The organism is Halobacillus litoralis, from assembly GCF_020171725.1.
Classification (GTDB): Bacteria; Bacillota; Bacilli; order Bacillales; family Halobacillaceae; genus Halobacillus; species Halobacillus litoralis_F.
On sequence record NZ_JAIVAJ010000005.1, the window covers coordinates 245,529 to 265,596 of the forward strand.

Annotated in this window: 18 protein-coding genes; 6 read left to right on the forward strand and 12 right to left on the reverse strand. The window is 46.6% G+C overall.

From position 1 onward, the window contains the following. Positions 1–216 precede the first annotated feature (216 nt). The 3 genes from LCM20_RS11075 (at position 217) to LCM20_RS11085 (ending at position 3,854) form a co-directional block, all read left to right on the forward strand. A complete protein-coding gene (locus LCM20_RS11075) occupies positions 217–1,338 on the forward strand; it encodes a Fe(3+) ABC transporter substrate-binding protein (RefSeq protein ID WP_225195516.1) in 1,122 nt (373 codons plus the stop codon). Positions 1,339–1,534: 196 nt separating this feature from the next. Further along, a complete protein-coding gene (locus LCM20_RS11080; RefSeq protein WP_225195517.1) occupies positions 1,535–3,145 on the forward strand; it encodes an ABC transporter permease in 1,611 nt (536 codons plus the stop codon). 1 nt (position 3,146) lies between these two features. Then, positions 3,147–3,854, forward strand: a complete 708-nt coding sequence (locus tag LCM20_RS11085) for an ABC transporter ATP-binding protein (protein WP_225195518.1) — start codon at positions 3,147–3,149, stop codon at positions 3,852–3,854. Between the two features lie 373 nt (positions 3,855–4,227). Here LCM20_RS11085 and LCM20_RS11090 read toward each other — a convergent pair whose 3' ends face one another. From LCM20_RS11090 to LCM20_RS11100, 3 genes are read right to left on the reverse strand one after another with little or no spacing between them, the layout of a single operon-like run. Beyond that, complete coding sequence (locus LCM20_RS11090; protein WP_225195519.1) at positions 4,228–4,749, reverse strand: acyl-CoA thioesterase; 522 nt, start codon at positions 4,747–4,749, stop codon at positions 4,228–4,230. 51 nt (positions 4,750–4,800) lie between these two features. Continuing rightward, positions 4,801–6,120 (reverse strand): sensor histidine kinase, encoded by a 1,320-nt coding sequence (locus tag LCM20_RS11095; protein ID WP_225195520.1) that lies wholly within the window; start codon positions 6,118–6,120, stop codon positions 4,801–4,803. Next, the gene (locus LCM20_RS11100) at positions 6,117–6,797 is read right to left on the reverse strand and encodes a response regulator transcription factor (RefSeq protein ID WP_225195521.1); all 681 of its coding nucleotides are present in this window, start codon (positions 6,795–6,797) and stop codon (positions 6,117–6,119) included. The genes LCM20_RS11095 and LCM20_RS11100 overlap by 4 nt, the downstream gene beginning before the upstream one ends. A gap of 248 nt (positions 6,798–7,045) precedes the next feature. Here LCM20_RS11100 and LCM20_RS11105 point away from each other — a divergent pair, with 248 nt between their 5' ends. Then, positions 7,046–8,179 carry a S1C family serine protease gene (locus LCM20_RS11105; protein WP_412098001.1) on the forward strand — a complete coding sequence of 378 codons (1,134 nt, stop codon included), beginning with the start codon at positions 7,046–7,048 and terminating at the stop codon, positions 8,177–8,179. A 108-nt stretch (positions 8,180–8,287) separates the two neighbouring features. Here LCM20_RS11105 and cls read toward each other — a convergent pair whose 3' ends face one another. From cls to LCM20_RS11140, 7 genes are all read right to left on the reverse strand, one after another. Beyond that, the gene (gene cls, locus LCM20_RS11110) at positions 8,288–9,730 is read right to left on the reverse strand and encodes a cardiolipin synthase (protein ID WP_225195523.1); all 1,443 of its coding nucleotides are present in this window, start codon (positions 9,728–9,730) and stop codon (positions 8,288–8,290) included. A gap of 124 nt (positions 9,731–9,854) precedes the next feature. Then, a complete protein-coding gene (locus tag LCM20_RS11115; protein ID WP_225195524.1) occupies positions 9,855–10,400 on the reverse strand; it encodes a transcription repressor NadR in 546 nt (181 codons plus the stop codon). A gap of 83 nt (positions 10,401–10,483) precedes the next feature. Then, a complete protein-coding gene (locus tag LCM20_RS11120; RefSeq protein WP_225195525.1) occupies positions 10,484–11,941 on the reverse strand; it encodes a glycoside hydrolase family 32 protein in 1,458 nt (485 codons plus the stop codon). 11 nt (positions 11,942–11,952) lie between these two features. Then, positions 11,953–12,897 carry an aminoimidazole riboside kinase gene (locus LCM20_RS11125; RefSeq protein ID WP_225195526.1) on the reverse strand — a complete coding sequence of 315 codons (945 nt, stop codon included), beginning with the start codon at positions 12,895–12,897 and terminating at the stop codon, positions 11,953–11,955. Between the two features lie 130 nt (positions 12,898–13,027). Continuing rightward, positions 13,028–13,522 (reverse strand): PTS glucose transporter subunit IIA, encoded by a 495-nt coding sequence (locus LCM20_RS11130; RefSeq protein ID WP_225195527.1) that lies wholly within the window; start codon positions 13,520–13,522, stop codon positions 13,028–13,030. Between the two features lie 136 nt (positions 13,523–13,658). Next, a complete protein-coding gene (gene megL, locus LCM20_RS11135) occupies positions 13,659–14,849 on the reverse strand; it encodes a methionine gamma-lyase (RefSeq protein WP_225195528.1) in 1,191 nt (396 codons plus the stop codon). Positions 14,850–14,955: 106 nt separating this feature from the next. Next, entirely contained in the window at positions 14,956–16,200 is a 1,245-nt protein-coding gene (locus tag LCM20_RS11140) for an EAL and HDOD domain-containing protein (RefSeq protein ID WP_225195529.1), read from the reverse strand. Between the two features lie 133 nt (positions 16,201–16,333). On the opposite strand from LCM20_RS11140, the gene LCM20_RS11145 reads away from it, so the two are divergent. Then, the gene (locus tag LCM20_RS11145) at positions 16,334–17,923 is read left to right on the forward strand and encodes an FAD-dependent oxidoreductase (RefSeq protein ID WP_225195530.1); all 1,590 of its coding nucleotides are present in this window, start codon (positions 16,334–16,336) and stop codon (positions 17,921–17,923) included. 115 nt (positions 17,924–18,038) lie between these two features. Here the strand turns inward: LCM20_RS11145 and LCM20_RS11150 are convergent, their stop codons facing one another. Continuing rightward, a complete protein-coding gene (locus tag LCM20_RS11150; protein ID WP_225195531.1) occupies positions 18,039–18,215 on the reverse strand; it encodes a hypothetical protein in 177 nt (58 codons plus the stop codon). Positions 18,216–18,357: 142 nt separating this feature from the next. On the opposite strand from LCM20_RS11150, the gene rarD reads away from it, so the two are divergent. Next, a complete protein-coding gene (rarD, locus tag LCM20_RS11155) occupies positions 18,358–19,275 on the forward strand; it encodes an EamA family transporter RarD (protein ID WP_225195532.1) in 918 nt (305 codons plus the stop codon). A gap of 106 nt (positions 19,276–19,381) precedes the next feature. On the opposite strand, the gene LCM20_RS11160 is transcribed toward rarD, so the two are convergent. Next, positions 19,382–19,960 carry a putative immunity protein gene (locus LCM20_RS11160; RefSeq protein WP_225195533.1) on the reverse strand — a complete coding sequence of 193 codons (579 nt, stop codon included), beginning with the start codon at positions 19,958–19,960 and terminating at the stop codon, positions 19,382–19,384. Positions 19,961–20,068 lie beyond the last annotated feature (108 nt).

Below are 20,068 nucleotides of genomic sequence, written 5' to 3' on the forward strand. Positions count from 1 at the left end.
GAGAAAAAACACACTCACCAAATATTTATATAGATTATTCCAATAAAACACTTTACTAATAAAAAGCGCTAAAATCAATGGTTGATCTTTTCCAACTAGAGGAAAGGTCAGTCTTTTCAAAAAAATAACTATTGACTTGAGAAACATTTTCATTACAATGGTAATTGGGATTGAAAATCAGTATCAATTAAATGTTACATAAGGAGCGTATCAACGATGAAGAAATGGTTTTTATTCAGCTTAATCCTTCTACTCACTGTGCTTGCTGCATGCGGCAATACGGAAGAGCCACAGGAAGAATCAAGCAGTAACGATCAAGAAGAAACAGAACAGGAAACAGCAGAAAATGAAACAGAAAACGAAACGAATGCCTCCGAAGAAATCGGCGGAGAAGTGAACTTATACACTGGTCGTCACTACGAAACGGACCAAGAGCTTTATGACAAGTTTACAGAGCAGACGGGTGTCAAAGTAAACGTCATCAAAGGGGACGATGACGAACTGATCGCACGTATGGCTCGTGAAGGAGAAGCTTCTCCAGCGGACTTACTGATCACAGCGGATGCCGGTCGTCTATACCGCGCCCAAAGTCAGGACCTTCTACAATCTGTAGACAGTGAAGTATTGAATGAGAACGTACCAGAGAACCTTCGTGAAGAAAGCGGACAGTGGTTCGGTTTGACGAAGCGTGCACGTATTATTGCTTACAACAAGGAAACTGTGAACCCGGAAGAGATTCAAACGTACATGGACCTAACAAACGAAGAGTTCCAGGACAAAGTATTGATTCGTTCTTCTTCCAATATTTATAACCAGTCTCTTCTCGCGTCTATGATTGCACTTGAAGGAGAAGAAACGGCGAAGCAATGGGCAGAAGGAATCGTCAATAACATGGCCCGCGAACCGAAAGGTGGAGACCGCGACCAAGCGAAAGCAGTCGCTGCCGGTGAAGGTGATTTAGCCGTTATGAACACGTACTACCTAGGAAAAATGCTGAATTCTGAAGATGCTGAAGAAGTGAAAGTCGGCGAACAACTTGGTGTGATCTTCCCGAACCAAGATTCTACAGGGGCTCACGTCAACATCAGCGGAATCGGAATGGCAGCAAGCTCTAAGAACACAGAGCAAGCTCAGGCACTAATGGAGTTCCTAACAACAGAAGAAGCACAGAAACAGTTTGCAGAAGCGAACTATGAGTACCCGGTAAACCCGGATGTCGCTCCATCTGAACTTCTTCAAAGCTGGGGAGAATTCGAAGCACAGGATATCAACCTGTCTCAGCTTGGTGAAAACAACGATGCTGCTATCAAGATCATGAATGAAGTGGGTTGGAAATAATCCACCATGCGCCGCTCTACTCGAGCGGCGCACTTTTTATATACAAAACAATTGATAATTGTTATCATTGATATTAGTGTTCCATGTTGAATCATGTGTATTTGAACAAAGGTATATATGATTCAAGGTTGAACAGAAACTGTAGATGGTAAGGGACGTGTAAGGGTTGAAATGGCTCAGGAAACTACCAGGATATATGAACATATGGACGTGGCTCAGCCTGATCATCGTCGTTCTGATTCTATTGCCGAACGTCACGATTTTCATAAATTTCTTTACACAGGAGGCAGAAAACTGGGGACACATACAGGAATTTATTCTCCCCGACCTCTTGAAGAATACCAGCTTATTAATGGTCTTTACCGGGATTTTATCGATTCTGATTGGGACGAGCCTGGCCTGGCTCACATCAGCTTACGATTTCCCGATGAAACGCTTTTTCAAGTGGGCGCTTATTCTGCCTCTTGCAATCCCTCCCTACATCGCAGGGTACACGTATAATGGGATTTTAAATTACACGGGAGTCATTCAAACGACACTCCGGAACCGCTGGGGGATGGAAGTCGATCAGAAGTACTTTGATATCTTGACGCTTCCAGGTGCCGTATTCATTTTCACACTGTTCCTTTATCCATATGTGTACACGATCACACGGGCTTTTCTAGCGAATCAATCGGCCTCGATTATTGAAAATGCACGGTTGCTTGGACGGAATGCGTGGGAGATCTATTTCCGGATCGTGCTTCCCATTTCGCGCGGAGCCATTGTAGGTGGTGTCAGCCTCGTCCTGCTTGAGGTGCTGAATGACTACGGCCTTGTGCAGTATTTCGGAGTTCCCACCTTCAGTACAGCCATTTTTCAAACATGGTTTGGGATGAACGACTTAACATCGGCTATTAAATTGTCGGCCACTTTAATGTTCATCGTTTTCGGAATCTTAGTACTAGAGAAAGTATTGCGCGGACGAAAGAAATACAGTTACTCCAACGCGAAAGTACGTCCTCTGACTCCAATAACATTGAAGGGCGGGAAAGCCTGGGCTGCGTTCAGCTATAGCCTGATCGTCTTTTCACTCGGATTCCTTATTCCTTTTATCCAACTTGTTGACTGGATGTTCCTGACGTACGACAAAATAGCATCGCCAGAATTCACATCACTGATTACCAACTCACTTGTGGTGTCCTTTATCGGTGCTGCTATGATTGTCGTGTTTGCTGTCATTATCGCGAATTTCGCACGCATGCATCACAGCATCGTCTCGAAGTCAGCGGCCAGAGTGACCATCCTCGGGTATTCGATTCCCGGTGCGGTCATTGCAGTAGGAATCAGTACCGTGTTCATACAAATCGACCAAGTGCTGTTCGGTTTTTACGATATGATCGGCATAACGCCTACACTGGCGTTGAGTACGAGCCTGTTTATGCTTATTTCCGCATACGTTATCCGCTTCCTGGCTGTCGGGTACAATTCCATCGAGTCAGGATTTGATAAAGTCGGAAACAAGTTCACCGAGGCATCAAGAATGCTCGGGATGAACGTCACCAAGTCCTTTTTCAAGGTGGACGCCCGAATGATCAGAGGTTCGCTTGTCAGCGCGTTTATCCTTGCGTTTATTGAGATCCTGAAGGAACTTCCCTTGACCCTGATCCTGCGTCCGTTTAATTTTGACACGTTGTCCACAAAGGCCTTCCAATATGCAAGTGATGAACAGATTCACGAAGCGTCGCTTGCTTCGATCATCATCGTCTTGATTAGTGGCGTCGCGATTTATGTTTTCCATCAAGTTTTAGAAAAGGAGCAGAATTGATATGTTTGTTCAAATCAAAGACCTTTGCTTTAGTTATGGAAAAGAGAATACCATTCAGAACTTCAACTTATCGATAAACCAAGGACAGATTGTCTCGATTTTAGGTGAAAGCGGCAGTGGAAAAAGCACCGTACTCCGCCTGCTTTGCGGATTAGAAACGCCGAACCGTGGAGAAATTTCGATTGGTGGAGACGTTATGACCGATGACCGCCGCTTCGTTTTACCGGAGAAGCGCGGGATCGGCATGGTCTTCCAGGACTATGCGCTTTTCCCTCATATGACGGTCGCTGAAAATATTCAATTCGGACTGAAAGGCTACGGCAGAAAAGCCAAGAAGCAACGGACGGATGAAGTGCTGGAGCTCGTGAACATGACGACGTTAGCCAAGCGCTACCCCCATGAATTAAGTGGCGGTCAGCAGCAGCGAATCGCTCTTGCACGTGCCCTCGCACCGAAGCCATCTCTTCTTCTATTGGACGAACCGTTCAGTAATCTGGATGCAGACCTGCAGATCAAAATTCGGAGTGAACTGAAGGAGATCATCAAGCAAACGGGTACCACCTCTATATTCGTCACCCATGACCGTGAAGACTCCAAGGCGATTGCGGACCGGATCATCACGATGCGTGACGGCTCTGCTTATGACTGGGATTCGATCTGTACAATCAAATCCGAATTCCCTGAAGAGCAGTGGACGACTGTCCAATAAGGCCGGTTGATGGGTAACGGGACAAAGAGCGGTACTTTTTATGGCTCACAGTCCCATTAAAATGTGATCGGGACTGTGAGCGTTATACCTCTGTGGTTCCTTGTCCTATTAGAGCGTTATTGGGACTATCAATGCCTTACCACCATGGCTCCTTGTCCCATTAGAGCGTTATTGGGACTATCAATGCCTTACCACCATGGCCCCTTGTCCCATTAAAGCGTTATTGGGACTATCAATGCCTTACCACCATGGCTCCTTGTCCCATTAGAAAATAATTGGGACAAGGATGAGCCCTACACCACTCAGCTTGTCCGAATACACTATCGCATCAAAAAAAGAAGCCCTGCTACCACCTGGTAGTAGGGCTTCTCTGTTATGAACGGTCCATCCAAGGTAAGCCTGTACCGAATTTCTCGGCAAGCTCTTTCGATTCTTTTCTACGTTCTTTACGGTGAAGGCGACGGCGTTCAGCACCTTCGTGCAGCCATTTCTCCTGTTCCGATTCTGGATACACGCCTGGAACCGGTGTCGGTTCGTTGTTTTCATCTACTGCCACCATCGATAAGAAGGCGGTCGCACAGACTTTCCGGTCTCCAGTAAGTAAATTTTCCGTGATGGCTTTGACAAACACTTCCATGGAGGTGTTGTGGGTGGCCGTTACGAAGGCTTCCAGACAGATCGTATCTCCTTCAAATACCGGCTGAAGAAAGTCGACGGAGTCCGTAGACGCGGTTACGACCGGCTTTCGACAGTGTCTGACGGAGGCAATCGCCGCGACGTCATCAATATAGGCCATCAGCTTTCCTCCGAAAAGAGTGCCGTGGCTGTTCGTATCTGGTGGGAGTACGTGGGAATTCTTTACGGTTAGTGATTCAATACAAGGTTTTGATTCCATATCTTTTCCATCCTCTCTTTGATGCCTTTTTCTTATGCTTATTATACCATGCTAGTCGGAAGGCAATTCGATTTCGAAAACAGCCCCTGATTCGTTATAGGCTTTGATCGATCCTCCGCTCCTCTCGACAATGGCTCTCGATATCGCAAGGCCCAGTCCTGTTTCCCCGCCTTTTCCTTTCATGAAACGTTCAAACAGCTGCGAGAGAAGTTCTTGCGGGATTCCCTCTCCATCATCGCTGACCTTAACGACCAGGGATTGATTCTTTTCGAATGTCTCCACCCTCACCTCATGTTCGGCGTGACGGATGGCGTTACTGATGATGTTGATGAAGGCCTGCAGAACCCGCTCGTGGTCCACTTCGGCATAAAAGGATTCATCGGTTTGTATGGACAAGGCGACTCCTTTTTCCTGTGCAAGTGGGAGTAGACGGTCATGTGCTTGCGTCACTAAACTCATGATGTCCGTTCGTTCCGGATGATAGACATCTTCACTGCTGTCTAATTTGGCGAGCAGAATCATTTCATTTACGATTTTCTTCAATCGTTCGGTCTCGCTGATCATGACGTTATAGCCTTTTTCCGCTGCCTCCCCTTCGAAGATGCCGTCGCGTATCCCTTCTGCGTAACCTTGAATCGACTGCAGGGGGGTCTTCAATTCATGAGAAGCGTTTTGGAAGAACTGCTTCTGGCTGTGAATGTATCGGGAAAGCTCACTCGCCATATTCCGGACGCTCTGCTCTACTTCTTTGATCTCACCCGTTGCTTCGACGGCTTCAAGCTGGTCGAACTGCCGTTTCTCGATTTTCTTCAATTCGAGCTTCAATCGGGACAGAGGCGTGACCAACCTTCGTGTGAAAAAGTAGCTGATCAATACGGCTAAGATTAATCCGATTAAGATGACGACAATCATTCGAAGCGCGAATACTGATTGTACGGCTTGAAGATCGTTCAGAGGAGTCGCCATGACGAGCACTTGGTCGCTCCGCGGAGACAGTGGGAAATCATAAACGACGAAGCGCTCTCCCCCGCCTGCCCACACTTCCTGATTGACGAGTTCTCCTTCATATCTTAGCACCCACTCCTGTGCTATGTTCGCAGGCATTGTCCGAAAAAGGATCACATCCTCCTCTTGATTGAACAGAAGCATCGGATAGTTGCGGTCCTGAACAAGTTGCGATAATGTAGGTCCGCTGGATGGGCTTTGATCGTTGATGACATCAATCAGGATGTCAGCCCGTGCCTCGAGCTGCCGCCTTTCATCTAAGATCAGCATGTCCATTAATAAGGAATAAATAAAGAACGCTGTAATCGTCATCAAAACGAGAATCAAAGCGGTGAATGCTGCATTCAATTGATAGTGCAGCTTCATGAAGACTGTCCTCTCAGCCGGTAGCCGTGACCCCATACTGTCTCGATCGGCACGTCTTTCATTTTCTTACGCAGTCTTTTCACTAAATCATCGACCGCTCTGTCGCTGCCAAAGTAATCGTCCCCCCATACACGGACGAGTAGTTCTTCCCTTGAGAAGGCACGGTTTTGCTGTGAGGCCAGAATCTTAAGAAGCTCGAATTCTTTCGTCGTGACATCGATTTCCTTCCCTTGAAAATAAGCACGACGCTCTGATTCATTCAGCTCCAGGTCTCCCGCTTGAATCCGGTCCGACTCCTGCTCAGGCTGCATCACCTGCCACCTTTTCAAATGTCGTTTGACCCGGGCGACCAGCTCTCTTGGGCTGAACGGTTTCGTTAAGTAATCATCTCCGCCGAGCTCAAGTCCTATAATCTTGTCCACTTCTTCATCTTTTGCTGAAATGATGATAATGGGAACTTCAGAAGTCTGCCTGACCCGCTTACAGAATTCATAACCATCCATTCCAGGCAGCATGATATCAAGCACCCATAGGTCCGGCGACTCTTTTTCGAAAATGTCCCATGCTTCTTCAGCCGTTTCCACCGCCTGAACGACATACCCTTCTTTCTTTAAATAGCCTTCGACAATATCACGGATGTTCGGGTCATCCTCGACGAGTCCAATGAACTGATCCATGGTCATCCCCCTTCCTATCGATTTGTTTTTCTATTTTCTCATAGATTCCATCACTTCTCCCTCTTTACACACTTATTCCACATTTTCTCCAAATTCATTCCATAGGTGATCCGTAGAATAAGAATTGTCAGAGGGAAACAGCCAAGAAAAAAAGCGATGGGCCTCTTAGCAGCTATGGTGAATCCGGCTCTCGCTTTCCATCAATATAAGTACTCTAAGCTCTAGAAAGGAGTTACTTGTCAGCTATGATGAATAACGAAGAGAAGAAGAATCAGAGAAACTACAAACGTTCTGGATTAGCCTTTAGTGTGCTGGGAGCCATCGTCGCAGTCTTCACTGTTACGACAGTCTTCCAATGGCAGGGTATTTCCGTAGATATTAATACAAGTCCACCGACAGCACAAGCCAATGAGTTAGATCTTGGTCAGAGCCAAAATGCTGTATCCCAAGCCATCGATGAAACATCGAAAGCGGTGGTGGGCGTAAGTAATATTAAAAATTCCCAAAAAGCCGGCACAGGATCTGGGGTCATCTATAAAGAAGATGGAGATCAAGCATTTGTCGTCACGAATCATCACGTCGTAGAAGGGGCTTCATCCCTTGAAGTCATTTTGAGTGATGGCGCGAAAGTAGATGCCGAATTAATGGGCAGTGACCCACTCACAGACCTAGCCGTTTTACAAATAGATAGCGAACATGTCGAAAAGGTTGCAGAATTCGCGAACGCCGATGATGTAGCGGTCGGTCAAACAGCCATTGCGATCGGTAACCCGCTGGGCATGGAATTCGCAGGTTCCGCTACGAAAGGGATTGTCAGCGGTCTTAACCGTAATATTCCGGTAGATATTAACGGAGACCGACAGCCAGACTGGCAAACGGAAGTGATTCAGACAGACGCAGCCATTAACCCAGGTAATAGTGGCGGTGCTCTGATCAACCTTCAAGGTGAAGTCATCGGAGTCAACTCGATGAAAATCGCCAAGGAAGAAGTTGAAGGCATTGGATTCTCCATCCCTATGAATGTAGCGAAGCCAGTCATTGAAGACTTAGAAACAAACGGTGAAGTGGAACGCCCTTACATGGGAGTTTCTCTCCAAGACGTCGCCCAAGTCCCTCAGGCAGCTCTGCAGCAGCAATTGAACCTTCCTGCTGATGTTACACAAGGTGTAATCGTCAGAGGAGTAGAGCAAGGTTCCGCCGCTGCGGACGCTGGACTCAAGCAGTTCGACGTCATCACCGAAGTGAACGGCGAACAAGTCGAATCACTTATGGACCTTCGCCAATTCCTTTATAACGAAACAGAAGGTGGCGAAACGGTCGAACTGACGGTGTACCGTGACGGTCAACCGTCAACTGCAGAACTCACGCTTTCCTCCCAGTAAAGGAAAGACGTTAGAGAGGGTTTCCCTCCCTCTCTCTAATAAAACCCATACAACCTCTCTTGAAAGAAGAGCGCTCCGTCTTATGACAGAGCGCTCTTTTTGTTTGGATTATAGGATTGGAGAAAGCAGACGTGAGATGGCTTCTTTGAAGCGGATCCATTTCGATCTTGATTGGTAGAGCTTATACGTCAGTTCAGACGAGTCGACCATATCCTCGTGAAAACGGTCGGCGAGAACTTCTGCAATTTCAGGATGATATAAGAATGCGTTGGCTTCGAAGTTCAGACGGAAGCTTCGTACATCGATGTTTGCCGTGCCGACGGATGCGATTTCACCGTCTACTACAATGGTTTTAGCGTGAAGGAATCCTTTTTGATAGACATAAACGGAAGCCCCCGCCTGCAGCATGTCTCCGATATTCGAGAACGTCGCCCAGTACACAAACGGGTGATCCGGCTTATTCGGAATCATGATCCTGACGTCGACTCCAGACAAAACCGCAATGCGCAGTGCGTCAAGCAGACTGTCATCTGGAATGAAATAAGGCGTCTGGATGTAGACATATTCTTTCGCGGACATGATCATCTTCATATAGCCGTGCTTAATCTGTTCCCAGTCGGAATCCGGGCCGCTTGAGACAATCTGCATGCCGACGTCCCCTTTGGATTCCGCGTTGTAAAAACGGTCTTCATATAAAATATCCTTACGGGAGGCCTGATTCCAGTCGAGAATGAAGCGCGTCTGCATGTGGTTGACCGCTCCACCTTCCACTCGTAAGTGCGTATCCCGCCAGTAGCCGAATCTCTTATTGAACCCTAAGTATTCATCCCCGATGTTGAACCCGCCGATGTATCCTACTTTTCCATCAATGATGGCAAGCTTACGGTGGTTGCGGTAATTGATTTTCAAGTTCACCTTCGGGACGAGGGAAGGGAAGAATGCTTCTACATCCCCACCTGCATCTTGAATGCGTTTCACGAATTTGCGACTTAAAAGACGCGAACCCATGTCATCATACAGCAGCTTGACTTCTACACCCTGCTTCGCCTTTTCGATCAGTGCGTTGGCAAGCCGCTCCCCGAGATTGTCATGGCGCACAATATAGTAAAGCAGATGCACATGGTCCTCTGCCTGTTTAATATCCTCAATCAGAGCGTGGAATTTCTTCTGTCCGTCGGTAAACAGCTCCACCTCATTATCCTGTGAGAGAAGTGCATCATTATTCTTCAGATGCATGTAAATCAAGTCTTCATACTTCTCCATCGCAGGATGATGCACCTCGAAGGTATCCTCTTTAATTGCGTTCAGCTGTTCCTGAACAGAGGTGAGCAGTCCGAGCCTGCTCTTTTTATCCCACGTAAAGATTTCTTTTTTGCTGAGCCTGCGTCCGAAGATTAAGTAGAGTAAGAATCCTGCAATCGGAAGAAACAACAAAACCATCAACCACGCCCAAGTGGCACTGGCATCTCTCCGCTCTAAGAAGATGATGGCTAATGCCAATAGTACGTTCAAGAAAAGGATAAAACTCAATATATAAGGAAAAAAGTTCACTTGGCACACCAACCTTCATTTAACAAGTCATAGAGGGAACCATTCTATCACTTATACCTATCTTACCTTCAAAAAAGAAGAGATATGCTCCCTATTCAAAGCATACCTCTTTTCTCTTCATGATTCATTCATTTTTCATTAAAATTCCAGCTTCTTTCAATTCGTCGATCGCTTCCTCTAAAGCCTCTTTGCTTTCAGAGGCAATCGTGTGGGTGTGAATGCCGCCTGTTAACTCCAGTAAGAAGGACGCATTCGTTGACTCCACCTGTCCGATAAATTTCTTGACGTCACGTCGGTTGGAGATTCTAAGCTGAGCTGTCAAATCTCCGTAGATCGGATGCTCGACGACGACATCTTGTACATAAACGCCATGATCCACTAAGATGTTCAATTCATCCTCTGTCTCATCTGCATCGTGCTGACAGACAATTGTTCGCTGATAGGCCAGTTCATCTTTTGCATCGGTCATAAACAGATACCCCTGGCTTGTCGCTACAATTGGTTCATTTCGAGCTTTCAACAATGAAACATCTCCTACGATAACTTGCCTCGTTACGTTCATTTCTTCGGCCAATGAACTTCCTGTGACGGGCGTTCCGCGCTGTTTCAACAGAGTTAGGATGTGTTCTCTTCGTTCACTTGCTTTCATTTTTTTGGATGATTGACTCATAGACAAACGGCTCCTTCGTGCAATTTACATAACGTTATCTTACCACAAGAGATGGGACTTCCGGAAGAGATAGGACATGTCTCTTATTCGTACTGAAATCCGGACAGCTTCCATTGCTCAATAGAGAATGTGGATGCCCCAAGGGAAGTGAATAGAATATGCTCTTCCTCAGGCTGTGGATAGATCCTGGATGTAAATACTTCTTCTCCGTCGTTCACAAAGATCTCAAGTGTGGAATGGTCGATGAACATGCGGATGTTGTTCAAGCCATCCGGAAGCGCAACACGGCGGAATTCCGTTTTCTCCTTATCTTCCAGATGAGGTCTTGATAACGTCATAACCCCATCCTTATAACTTAGTGACGCGTATTGGAATAATTCAATGGCAAACTGCTCTCCGATTGATTCGAAGTCGATATTCAGCTCGATGCTTCTTCCTTGAATACCGCGGACTGCTTTCTGATCATTTTCAATCGTAATGGATGAATGGAGAAGAACCGGCCCTCTCATATCCTTGAATTCATCAAGCGGCTGTTGAATGATCTTCTGTCCGTTCCATGTCAGCTGCCTCGGTATCGTCAAGCAGTGAATCCACTCTTTTTCAACTGTCGGGTGAGCCTGCTCATATTGATCAGGTACTCCCATCCAGCCGATCAGAATCCGACGTCCTTTTTCATCTACGGTTGTCTGGGGAGCATAAAATTCAAATCCACGATCCAATTCCGTGAAGGCGCCATGTTCAAGCTTCGGTGCTTGATAATCGAGTTCACCTGCAAAGTATCCGCTTTGATAGACGTTGGCATAATTCATTCCGTCTTCTTCAAGACCCTGAGGGGAAACGATCAAGACTTCCTGACCGTCTAAATCGAAGACGTCCGGGCATTCCCACATGAATCCGAATTCGCCCATGTTTCCTTCTTTGCTCCCCGTAATCGGACCTAGAAAATCCCACTCCGTCAAATTCTCCGAACGGAACAGAACCGCTTTTCCTTGCTCCTCTTCGCTTTGGGCACCGATGACCATGTAGAAGTGGTCGTCATGCTCCCAAACTTTCGGATCTCGGAAGTGAGGCGTATAGCCGGCAGGCAGCTCTGCGACTACTCCCTTTTTCTCAAAGTTGATGCCGTCTTCTGACACAGCGAGACACTGATACGTTTCACGATTGCCGTTCTCGTCTTTTACATTTCCTGTGTAAAATAAGTACAACTTCTCTTCATGAACGATCGCACTGCCCGAGTAGACACCATTTTTGTCAAACCAGTCCGACGGTGTTAAGGCAGGCTTCTCATGGGTGTAGTTGACGAAATCTTTGGTCGTATAATGCCCCCAGAACTTGGCACCGTGACCGGTATCAAACGGCATCCACTGATAGAAAATATGATACGTGTCTCCCCACTGCACAAAACCGTTCGGGTCATTCAGCAGGCCGACTGGTGGCATAAGGTGATAGTTTAAACGGTAGGGATCCGCTTCGACTGTTTCTGTATGCTTCTGTACTTCTTCTTCTGCTAGCTGTCGTAACTCCTGGTCTCGTTCTGCCATTCGATCGCCTCCTATTTCAAGTATCCGTCGACTTCATCGCGTGTCGGAAGAGCCGTCATCGCGCCCTTCGTCGATGCAGCTAAAGCTCCGGATACGCTCGCAAATTTCGTGATTTCTTCCAGTTCTGTAAGGGTCAGCTCTGACGTCGGCTTGTTCCGTTCACTCAATTGGTAAAGCAGACCTGAAACGAACGCATCGCCCGCTCCCGTCGTATCGACAGCTTGTACTTTCATGGCAGGAACAACAGTGTGCCCCTCTTTCGTGAACACATGACTCCCTTCCGCTCCGAGCGTGACATACAAGACAGGAATGTCATAATGGGACAGCTTCTCGACCCCTTTTTCAATATCCGTTTCACCTGTCAGGAATTCAAGCTCTTCTTCAGAGATCTTCACAATATCCGCCTCTGCAAGCATCGATTCAATCGTCTCTTTGGCCTGCTGTTCAGATTCCCAAAGGCCGAGACGTAGATTTGGATCGTAGGAAACAATGACGCCGTTCTCTTTTGCAAGCTTGACGGCTTCTTTCGTTGCCGAGCGTGAAGGCTCATTGATCATTGAAATCGAGCCGAAGTGAAAGACGTTATGGCTTTCAAACAGGGAAGCATCCACTTCCTCTTTTTCTAAGAAACGATCCGCACTTGGGTCAATGTAGAAGTCAAAGCTACGCTCCCCGCTCTCATCAAGCGTGACGAATACAACGCCGGTCCGAATGTCCTTTGTAAACAGCATATTTTCTGTTTTGACACCATAAGACGTCAGCGTGTCATGGAGAAAGCGTCCTAGCACGTCGTCCCCTACCTTACCTAAGAACGAAGAGTTCGCTCCCAATCGAGCAAGCCCTACGGCTACGTTCGCCGGAGCGCCTCCTGGACTCTTCTGGAAATTTATATTTTCATCATCTAATGGGATGAAGTCAATCAGCGCTTCACCTAAGCTGATTACACCTTTATTCATGTTTCCACAACCTTTCCGAGTATGTAGTCTTCCCCTATTATACCTGTAACGAGGGTCATCTTTCCAATATTCTTAGAACATAGAAAGACATCAAAAAATCCTGAAGCATGAAGCTCCAGGATTTTTCATTTTATTTCGTTTTCAATGTAGCTATGGATGTTTCGCCTGCAGTTGCACCGTCTGAGTAAGAAGCGTCAAAGCTTTCCACGACGTCGTCATAGTTTGTAATGATGACCGGTGTAATCGTACTTTTCGCTTTCTCTTTGACTAGTTCAGGGTCGAAGGTGATCAGGTGGTCGCCTGCATTTACTTTATCGCCCTGCTTGATGTGTCCTTCAAATCCTTCTCCTTCCATAGATACCGTTTCAAGACCGATGTGTACAAGTACTTCAACGCCTGATTTGGTCTTGATTCCGACCGCGTGATTCGTAGGGAAAAGTTGAACGACTTCTCCAGATACGGGGCTGACCACTTTTCCATCCGCAGGTTCAATGGCTACACCGTCACCCATCATCCGTTGACTGAAAACCGGATCATCCACTTCATCCAAGGAGACGACCTTTCCATTGACTGGCGCTACAAGCGTTTCCTCTACACTTTTTTTACCGAATAATTTTTCTAACATGTATGAACAATCCTTTCTATCAGAGAGATTTGTTTCAAAAATAGTTTTACCTAGTATAACATTCCCCTCTGGTAAAGGGCTAAACTAAAGAAACACATGCTCTCATTGAAAAAGCACGTGTTTCCTTGAATCATTCTTATGATAGATCTTCCCACTCCAGAGCCTGTTTGAGGTCGTCCCATATATCCTCCACGGCCTCAAGACCTACTGACAACCGGAGCATCGTGTCCGTAATCCCCATCTGCTGACGCCTTTCAGCCGGGATGACAGCGTGCGTCATCGTGGCCGGGTGCTGGATCAACGTTTCAGCATCTCCCAGGCTGACCGCGATTTTGATCATCTTCAGCTCATTCATCATTTTCTGAGCATGTGCCTTAGTCCCTTTGATATCAAATGATAACACGCCTCCAGCTAAACGCATTTGCTGTTCGACGATGTTTTTTTCCTCTTCATCACGAGAACCAGGATAGTAGATATTCTCGACTTTCGGATGATTCTTGAGCTTGTCAGCGAGCCACTTCGCACTCTGACAATGCCCCTCCATTCTTACATGCAAGGTCTTTACCCCTCGTAACAACAACCACGCGTCGAACGGGGAGAGCACCCCACCGACATCCTTCTGCTCTCGTTTGGCAAGCAGGGTCATATAGTCTTCTTTCCCAATGACCAGACCGGCTACTACGTCTCCGTGTCCGCTGATATATTTCGTGGCACTATGTACAACAACATCACACCCTAGGCTGAGAGGCTGCTGCAAATAGGGCGAACAGAATGTATTATCGACAATGACGGGAATTCCAAGCTCACGTGCGACCTTTGCTACCATCTTAAGATTTAGAACCTTCATGGTCGGATTGACCGGTGTCTCTATAAAAATACAAGCCGGGGTCCGTTCTGCGAGCGATTCGCGCAATGAGGTTTCACTTTCCATTGAACTGAACGAATGAGTGATTTGGTACTTTTCGTTCAACCACTGAAGCAGACCGAATGTGCAGCCGTACAGTCCGTTGGAACAAAGGATGTGATCGCCTGCCTTCGTTAATGATGTCAGAACGGCAGATACGGCCGCCATGCCGGAAGAAAAAGCAAGTCCCTTTTCTCCTTCTTCCAGAACAGCCATCCGCTCCTCCAGCGCACGAACCGTCGGATTCCCCAGACGAGAATAAATAAACCCTTCTTCTTCAGCCGCAAACCGCCTTTCTCCCTGTTCAGCAGAAGAAAAGGAAAAGGTGGATGTTTGAAAGATCGGTACGGTTAAGCTTCCTTCATACGAACGTCCATCCTTTGCACCACCGTGAATCATCTCGGACTCTATTCTTCTTTTCATCTTGTCCTCCCCCTTCACTCTTAATCTATTCCAAGAAAACGCTTACATTAACGAAAATATGCAAAATAAAAAAACTTCCCGCAATAGGAAGTTTAGATATTCGCTATCAGGCAGAGAAATGATCCTCATACAGCTGGTCTGTCCAGGCAATCGATTGACCATAGATTTCGAAGACCTCATTCAACTGAATGTCGAGTCTCGAGAGTTCGTTCTCTAAATAATCAAAATCGGCCTGCTCCATAGCAATGACAACATCAAGAATCTCCCGATAAAGGTTCCGTTTTTCATTCAGGGCATCTTGTATCCCCGTATCCAGTGGGAGAGAATTTACGATTTCCTTCATAGGGCGCTTCATGACCACGTCAATCAACGACATGAACCCCGCTAAGAAGTATCCATCCGCTTTTCCGGGGGATTGCAGCCTCACAGCAATCTGCTCGGACATTTTGGCCCGGGTCAGACTGGTCTTCATAATAAGAGACGGAGCTTTATCTTGATTCACCCCTGCTTGATCAATGGACAATACGTAAAGCCATTTCTTCAGTGATTCCGTACCGAGCAGCATCACCGCCTGACGGATGGACTCGATTGGGATGGTACCCGGCCTCACCGTCGTATTAATCAGACGAAGCAGCTTATACGTCAAGGACAAGTCCTGACCGATGATTTCTGTCACTCGTTCAATATCGATTTGATGATCAGAGACCGACAGTTCCTGAATCATCAGGAAATACGTTGAATGGAAAAAAGGAAGTTCTGTCCCCGTCACGATATAAGGCTTACTGAAGTAAAAGCCTTGGAAAAGGTCGAATCCATCCCTTTTACACTGCTCATAGTCTTCACGAGTTTCCACTTTTTCCGCTAATAAAATGATGCCTAAACGCTTCGCTGCCTGGATGATTTCAGTCCGTTCACAATCCGATACAGCTTTAATGTCCATTTTAATAATATCTATGTAAGGCATAAACGCGATGTAGTCTGAACTTTCCATCTGATCGACGTCGTCTAAGGCAATTTGATAGCCTTTTTGTTTCAATTCACGGCAGACCGCAATGATTTCCTGCGTAGGTGAAACATCCTCTAAAATTTCGACAACGAGTTGTTCCGGGGAAAAATACTCAGGTACTCTCTGCAGGAGAAGCTGTTCTGTGAAGTTAATAAAGCATGGCTTATTTTGTGACATCCGCTCAAGACCAATCGTAAGGAATGTATTTCGCAAAACTTCAGAAGTAGCCTGGTTTCCATCCATAGGTACAAACTGATTTTTCAAGCTGTTTCGATAAAGAATCTCATACCCATACACATCATCATTCTTCTTCAAAATCGGCTGCCTCGCCACAAATACGTCCATCCTTCTCCCCCCTCTAATCACAGGTCTATTATACTACATCCCAACTAGAAAGTTAATTTGATCCATATTTTTTACATGAAAAAAGTGATCTCGGTAAAACTGATAGTAAAGCGTCTATTGGAGGAGGACTATTATGAACCATGAGCAACAGGAATGGACACGACCGGAGCCCCTTTGGCGGGAGGATTGCAAGATCGATTCCTTCGAGCCATTGAGAGAAGATGCATCGACCGAAGTCTTAATTGTCGGTGGAGGGATCACCGGAATCACCACCGCCTACTTACTCGCAAAAGCCGGGAAACAGGTCACTCTGATTGAAGCGGACCAGCTCGTGAACGGTACAACCGGTCACACTACCGCCAAAGTGACGGCCCAGCACGGACTGATTTACAACGAATTCCTCAACCACTTCGGAGACGAACAAGCCTCCTTGTACTACCAGGCTCAGATGAATGCTCTCCATTTCATGAAAGACTTGGTCGACCAGTATTCCATCGACTGTGAGTGGACAGAAGAGGATGCTCACTTGTTTGCGACCACGAAGCAGGGAGCTTTAAAGCTTGAAAAGGAACATAAAGCTTACTTACAACTCGATATCCCAGGGACACTTTATGAATCCCTTCCTTTTGATATGGAAGCAACAAAGGCGTTAAGTATGAAAAACCAAGCCCGCTTCCACCCGTTAAAGTACTTACAAGCCCTTGTCAAAGAACTGAAAAACCTAGGCTGCACCATCCATGAGCAGACCACGGCTACGGATGTAAAAGAAGAGGACCGCATCCATGTGAAGACCGGAAACGACTGTACGATCACGTGCGACAAGCTCGTATCATGCAGCCATTTCCCTTTTTATGATGGAAAAGGATTTTATTTCAGCAGGATGTATGCTGAACGTTCCTACCTCATGGCAATCGAACCGGAAAAGGAGATTCCAGAGGGGATGTACCTTTCCATCGACGAACCGAAAAGGACGGTGCGGACCGCTTCATATAACGGTAAACCTATCCTACTTATTGGAGGAGAGAGCCACAAAACCGGTCAGGGAGTTGATACATCCTTCCATTACCGAGTGCTTGAAGAGTTCGCAGCCCGGACGTTCGGGATTAAGAAGAAGCTGTTCCAGTGGTCTGCTCAGGACTTGACGACGTTGGATAAAGTTCCTTATATCGGACCGATTACGAGAAGGAATCAAAATGTGTTCGTTGCGACTGGATTCCGCAAATGGGGGATGACGAACGGAACACTAGCCGGACAATTGATCAGTGACTATGTACTCGGGGAACAATCATTATTCCACGAGTTGTTCACCCCGTCCAGATTCAAAACGGACCCAAGTATGAAGCAGTTCCTATCGCAGAACTTCGATGTCGCCACCCACTTGATCGACGGAAAGCTTGAGCTTGTCGCTGACCGTCCCGAGCGGCTTCATAAAGGGGAAGGGAAAATCATTCAATGGAAAGGCGAGCGCGCCGGCGCTTTCAAGGATGAAGAAGGCCAAGTATACATGGTTGATACGACCTGTACGCACATGGGATGCGAGGTGGAATGGAACGGGGCAGAGCACTCCTGGGATTGTCCATGCCACGGTTCCCGCTTCTCTTATGACGGCTCCGTGATGGAAGGACCTGCTGATCAACCACTGAAAGACCTGTCCCACGAACTGATGCCACTAGGTGAACACAAGCGTGAAGGACAAGAAGACCAGCTTGAGGAAAGTGAATGATATAGGGAGAGGGTGAGAGTGCTTCACCCTCTCGTAAAAAAAGCACGAAACATTCAGTATTGAAATGTTTCGTGCTTTTTATGTATTCAGCGTTTTAGATGAGACAGCAAGTACCCTATGTATCGCTATTTTTCTCATCTGTTTTCTTCTTCGCTATCCAAAACGCAATAATCACGAGCGGGATCACGATGAAAATAGAAATATTGATGTGACTGCGCGTAATGACGGCAAGGAAAAATAATGCCGCTATTCCTATAATGATGTAAAAGCAGCCTCGGCCAAATGTCTCCATAATACTCCTCCCTCCCCTAACAGCCTAACATTCCCTACATATGCTATAAATGGGATTTACTATTACTTCAAACTTTTCTCTGGTAAAGGATGAGCGATCAGGAGTACAATGTAAAGACACTGCGAAAGAAAGGATTTACATTATGATTCAAGACCAGAAACTCGGCATTCTTTACACGGCAAGTGCTTATATATTGTGGGGTTTCCTCCCCATCTATTGGAAACTGATTCAACAAATCCCTGCCTTTGAAATACTCGCCCACCGAATCATATGGTCCTTCGTATTCATGGGGATGATTGTCTTGATCACTAAAAAGAAAGGCCCCTTTATTGAACAGATCCGTTCTATTGCGGGAAACCGAAAGCAGCTGACAGGCATCACGCTTGCATCGGTTGCCATCAGCATCAACTGGGTCACCTACATATGGGCTGTGAATTCAAACCATGTTATCGAAGCAAGTCTTGGATATTACATCAACCCGCTTGTCAGTATCCTTCTCGGCATGATCGTATTGAAGGAAACATTCTCTAAAGCCCAATGGCTCGCCTTCCTGCTCGCTGGAATCGGCGTACTCTATATGACGGTCAATTTCGGATCTGTTCCTTGGATCGCCCTCCTGCTCGCTTTCAGCTTCGGCGCATACGGGCTGCTAAAAAAACTGGTTCCGCTCAATGCCATGTACGGGTTAACAATTGAAACGATGATTGTCACACCTGTCGCTCTGCTCTACTTATTGAATCAACAGAGTGGGCAGTTCCAGCAGGTCGAATGGGTATCTACGACAAGCCTTCTTGTCTTTGGTGCTGGTATCGTCACCGCTGTGCCTCTGCTGTTGTTCTCTGCCGGAGCCAAAAGGATTCCACTGTCTATGGTCGGGTTCTTACAATATTTTGCTCCGACAATCATGCTGGTGATCGGTGTTTTTCTATACAACGAACCCTTCACGCACGTTCACGCCGTCTCGTTCACGTTCATTTGGGCTGGTCTTGTCGTTTATACCATCACAAGGATGAAGCGTCTCAAGCGTTATGAAAAACGAGAAGTTGCTAAAAGAGCTTAGAGGGCTGCCCTCTAAGCTCTTTGTGCTTCCAATCGAATTTCATTCATCCAGCCTTCTAATGATTTCTGCAGGCTTCCCACCGACGATGACGTTCAGGCTGAAACATTCAACGACTCTCATTTCTTCTTTTCTCTTTATTCGGCTTGGTGTCATCTAGCAAAAAGCCCGCCCAGTTCACGTCAAGTGTGACGGTCGTTTTCTGCCAGTATTGAAGCCGTTCATAATACTGCTGGATTCTTTCTCTTACCGGCTTTTGATACTGATCCTTGCCATACTGATGAACCAGAGACGTCAATTCATAGATTGGCAGACCTAAGGCATGGGTTTCTACATGTACGGTCGCTCCAGCATGTCCGATCGCTTGGCATAATAGACCATATTGGAGATCTTCGACTTCTTTAGCGACCGCGTGCGAATTTAAGATCGCCTTTCTCGCTGCCGGCATCTTCACTCTACCCCTTGCCCATTCTTCACACGTTTCAAGACAGATTCTCGGCCGCCGCTCGTTCGGATAGGCTTTTTCAAAAGTATGCAAAGGTTGGACTGCACCATCCAACGCCCACATCACGAGAGTTCGATGATTCTGCTGTTGAATCAGCTCAATCAGTTCCTGTAGACAGTGGCTGTCACGGGAAAATAACAATTTGTTCTTTTTCTTCATTTTAGCTTCTACATCTGAGAACATGTTTTTCCCCCTTCGCCTCCAGCTCACTCATTTTCTTTGTATAATATGCCTGTCTGTTAACCAGCTCTCACGAATAAAAGCCAGCATCGAATACTGGCTTCTGCTCAC